Raw genomic sequence first — 3,833 nt, forward strand, 5'->3', positions numbered from 1 at the left:
TTTGTTTTTTTTTTTGTTTGTTTATGTTGTGTTTTGTCTCATGTTTGGTGGGGGGGCGGCAACTTGCGATTGTATTTTTCTCCGTTGTGGGGGGGGGGGGGGGGGGGGGGGGGCCCCCCCGGTCCCCGGTCGCGACTACTTGGCCTCGGCCTCTCCGCCGGCCTTGTCGTCCTTCTTGACCTCGGCGTCGGCGTCGACGGCCTTCTTGGTCAGGTCCGGCTTGGCGTCCTCGGCGACCTCGTCCGACGCGTCGGCGTCGACCGACTCGGTCAGCGAGGAGGCGTCGTCCGGGACGACCGTGTCGGTGTCCGGCTCGTCGCCGTGGACGATGCGGTTGTACTCGTCGTCCGCGAGGACGGCGCCGATGGCGTTCTTCGCGTAGACGGCGTGCACGCCCGGAGCGACCTCGAGGAGGACGGTCTCGTCGGCGATCTCCTTGACGGTGGCGTACATGCCGCCGATGGTGCGGACGCCGGTGCCGGGCTGCATCTCGTCGCGCATCTGCGCGGCCGCCTGCTGCTTCTTCTTCGCAGAGCGGGTCATCAGGAACATGGCCCCGATGAGGACGATGAAGGGGAGGAGGGTCACGATACTCACGGGACGGGTTTCCTTCGCACGGACGCGGAGATCCCGCGGCCTGATCTTCGGGGGTGGGCGTGCCGGCCAGAAAGGTCGGCATCGGCGGAGTCTAGGCGAGTCCGCATCATTGGAACAACGTCCAGCATCGCACCCTGGTTCCTCGTCCGACGAGTCTCCGCGCCGTCACGACGCGGTCACGCCCCGAAGAGCCCCTGTTGTCCGCTTCCTGGTGCGCCCGGGCCCGCTGCCTGCGGCGGAACCAGTCCGAGATGGGTCCATGCCGCGGGAGTGGCGACCCGACCACGGGGTGTGCGCGCGAGGAGTCCCTCCCGTACGAGGAAGGGCTCGGCGACCTCCTCGACGGTCTCCCGCTCCTCCCCCACCGCGACGGCGAGGGTCGACAGGCCGACGGGACCGCCTCCGAAGAGCTTGAGCAGGGCCTCCAGGACGGCACGGTCGAGCCGGTCGAGGCCGCGGCTGTCCACCTCGTAGACACCGAGGGCGGCGGCGGCGATCTCTCGGGTGATCACGCCGTCGGCTCTGACCTGGGCGTAGTCGCGGACGCGGCGCAGGAGGCGGTTGGCGATCCGGGGGGTGCCGCGCGAGCGCCCGGCGATCTCGGCGGCTCCGGCGGGGTCGATCTCGACGTCGAGGAGACCGGCGGAGCGGTGGATGACGCGCTGGAGCTCGGAGGGGTCGTAGAACTCCATGTGTCCGGTGAAGCCGAAGCGGTCCCGGAGCGGGGGCGGCAGGAGTCCGGCCCGGGTGGTGGCGCCGACCAGGGTGAAGGGGGGCAGCTCCAGGGGGATGGCGGTGGCGCCGGGGCCCTTGCCGACGATGACGTCGACGCGGAAGTCCTCCATCGCCATGTAGAGCATCTCCTCGGCCGGGCGGGACATGCGGTGGATCTCGTCGAGGAAGAGGATCTCTCCCTCCTGGAGGGAGGAGAGGATCGCGGCGAGGTCGCCGGCGTGCTGGATGGCGGGGCCCGAGGTGATCCGGATCGGGGCGTTCATCTCCGCCGCGATGATCATCGAGAGGGTGGTCTTGCCGAGACCGGGTGCACCCGAAAGCAGGACATGGTCGGCGGTGGCGCCGCGCTGGCGGGCCGCCTTGAGGACGAGGTCGAGCTGTTGACGGACCTTCTCCTGGCCGACGAACTCGTCGAGGTCCTTGGGGCGCAGCGCCGCTTCGACGGCCTGTTCGTCGCCGTCGACGGCGGCACCGACGAGGCGCTCGTCGGTGCCGGGCGGGGTGTCGTCGTCCCAGTTCACGGTGTGTCTGCTTTCTCGTTCGTACGGTGGTGTGCTCCGTCCCGGACCCCGCGCCTCACGTCACGGCGGGGCTGTCCGCCGCGTTCACCGCGCGCGGTTCAGGGACTGGAGCGCCGCACGGAGCAGTTGCGGCACGGGGGCCGAGCCGGACTCGGCGATCGCGGCCTCGGCCTGCGGGGTGACCGCCGCGACGGCGTCCTCCGCCTCGCGGCTCGCGTAGCCGAGGCCCATCAGTGCGGCGGACAGCTGCTCGGTCCAGGGGGCGGGTCCCGCGGCGGCGGCGCGCTGCGCACCGACCAGGCCGCCGCTGCCCAGCGGGGCGCCGAGCTTGTCCTTCAGTTCGAGGAGCAGTTTCTGCGCGCCCTTCTTGCCGATGCCCGGAACGGCGGTCAGCGCCTTCTCGTCACCGGTGGAGAAGGCGAGGCGCAGCGCGTCCGGGGAGTGCACGCCGAGCATCGCCTGGGCGAGCCTCGGTCCGACGCCGCTCGCGGTCTGGAGCAGTTCGAACACCTGCCGCTCGTCGTCGTCCGCGAACCCGTACAGCGTCAGCGAGTCCTCCCGGACCACCAACGACGTGGCGAGCCGGGCCTCCTGACCGACCCTCAGGGCGGCGAGGGTGTTCGGGGTGCACTGGACGGCCATGCCGACGCCGCCGACCGCGATCACGGCCGTGGTGGGGGCGAGGGCGGCGACGGGGCCGTTCACGAAGGCGATCATGCGGTACGGCCTTTCGGGGTGCGCGGTGCGGGTGAGGTCTGCGGGGCGTGTGACGCGCGCGCGGCCAGGCGGTGGGCGGCGGCGGCCTGCTGAAGGCGGTTCTGCGCGGGCGCCCGCCAGATGTGACAGATGGCGAGGGCGAGGGCGTCCGCCGCGTCGGCCGGCTTCGGCGGGGCGGAGAGCCGCAGCAGTCGCGTGACCATCGCGCCGACCTGGGCCTTGTCGGCGCGGCCGCTGCCGGTCACGGCGGCCTTGACCTCGCTGGGCGTGTGCAGGGCGACGGGGATGCCGCGGCGCGCGGCGCAGAGCATGGCGACGGCACTGGCCTGGGCGGTGCCCATCACCGTGCGCACGTTGTGCTGGCTGAAGACCCGCTCCACCGCGACCAGTTCGGGCCGGTACTCGTCGATCCAGGACTCGATGCCCCGTTCGATGAGGACGAGCCGCGCGCCGATCTCGTCGTCCGCGGGGGTGCGGACGACTCCGACGCCGAGCATGGTCAGAGGGCGCCCGGCCACGCCGTCGACCACTCCCACGCCGCACCGCGTCAGCCCGGGGTCGACACCCAAGACACGCACAGCCCCTCCCTCCATCGGCAACCGCCTGAAGGCTACCGGCTGCCACCGACACCGGGGCCGACCACACGGCTCGGCCGCAGGTCCGGTGGCCTGCCGACCGGTGACCGGAGGGCCTGATTCTCCTTTGCCTCGAAGATCGACAGTCACTATGATCATCGATGTTCGTACGTTTGACCGACGTGTGAACGTTCGATTAGTTCGTTCAACTCAGCAGGGGGAAACACATGCGTCGCATGTCCAAGATCGGCGTCACGGGCGCCGCGATCGCGCTCGCCACGGTCGGTCTGAGCTCGCCCGCCCAGGCGGCGTCCTCGGAGATCCACCGCGGCAAGACCGGCTGCTTCAGCTGGTCGTGGGCCGAGGGCTGGACCACCACCACGGTGTACTACCGCAACACCTGCTCCTACGAGGCGTCGATGAACGTCTGGTGGCAGGACGGCAGGACCAGCCGGATGAAGAAGGTCACCGCCGCGGGCGGTGCGTCGGGCAGCGTCAAGAACTCGGGGGACTTCAAGCGGATCGACTGAACGTGATCCCGCGTCCCGCTGATTCCTGACCCAGCCGGGATTCCGAGGAGCGGCCCGCCGGTTTTCCGGCGGGGGGCGGGTTGGGGGTGGGGGGGGGCCACCGGGGAGGAGCCCACACCAAAAAAAAAAAAAGGGGGGGGGGGGTGGGGGGGTTGTGA

The 3,833-nt window shown here is 70.6% G+C and carries 5 protein-coding genes; 1 reads left to right on the forward strand and 4 read right to left on the reverse strand.

Annotated elements, in window-relative coordinates:
* Window positions 1–135: 135 nt before the first annotated feature.
* The 4 genes from yajC to ruvC all read right to left on the reverse strand — a co-directional run bounded on the left by yajC (window position 136) and on the right by ruvC (window position 3,148).
* Window positions 136–597: a preprotein translocase subunit YajC gene (gene yajC / locus AB0D99_RS35490; protein WP_362372323.1), complete on the reverse strand. Its 462-nt coding sequence runs from the start codon at window positions 595–597 to the stop codon at window positions 136–138.
* Between the two features lie 176 nt (window positions 598–773).
* The gene (gene ruvB / locus AB0D99_RS35495) at window positions 774–1,853 is read right to left on the reverse strand and encodes a Holliday junction branch migration DNA helicase RuvB (RefSeq protein ID WP_362372326.1); all 1,080 of its coding nucleotides are present in this window, start codon (window positions 1,851–1,853) and stop codon (window positions 774–776) included.
* An 84-nt stretch (window positions 1,854–1,937) separates the two neighbouring features.
* Window positions 1,938–2,570: a Holliday junction branch migration protein RuvA gene (gene ruvA, locus AB0D99_RS35500; protein ID WP_362372329.1), complete on the reverse strand. Its 633-nt coding sequence runs from the start codon at window positions 2,568–2,570 to the stop codon at window positions 1,938–1,940.
* Window positions 2,567–3,148: a crossover junction endodeoxyribonuclease RuvC gene (gene ruvC / locus AB0D99_RS35505; protein WP_362372332.1), complete on the reverse strand. Its 582-nt coding sequence runs from the start codon at window positions 3,146–3,148 to the stop codon at window positions 2,567–2,569. Before ruvC ends, ruvA begins: the two co-directional genes overlap by 4 nt.
* Window positions 3,149–3,372: 224 nt before the next feature.
* On the opposite strand from ruvC, the gene AB0D99_RS35510 reads away from it, so the two are divergent.
* Entirely contained in the window at window positions 3,373–3,675 is a 303-nt protein-coding gene (locus AB0D99_RS35510; protein WP_362372335.1) for a hypothetical protein, read from the forward strand.
* Window positions 3,676–3,833: the final 158 nt, after the last annotated feature.

Source organism: Streptomyces sp. NPDC047971, assembly GCF_040653355.1.
Classification (GTDB): domain Bacteria; phylum Actinomycetota; class Actinomycetes; order Streptomycetales; family Streptomycetaceae; genus Streptomyces.

Coding starts and splice junctions, on each gene's coding strand:
- ruvA (WP_362372329.1), bottom strand. CDS start 2,570: ATGATCGCCTTCGTGAACGGCCCCGTCGCCGCCCTCGCCCCCACCACG.
- AB0D99_RS35510 (WP_362372335.1), top strand. CDS start 3,373: ATGCGTCGCATGTCCAAGATCGGCGTCACGGGCGCCGCGATCGCGCTC.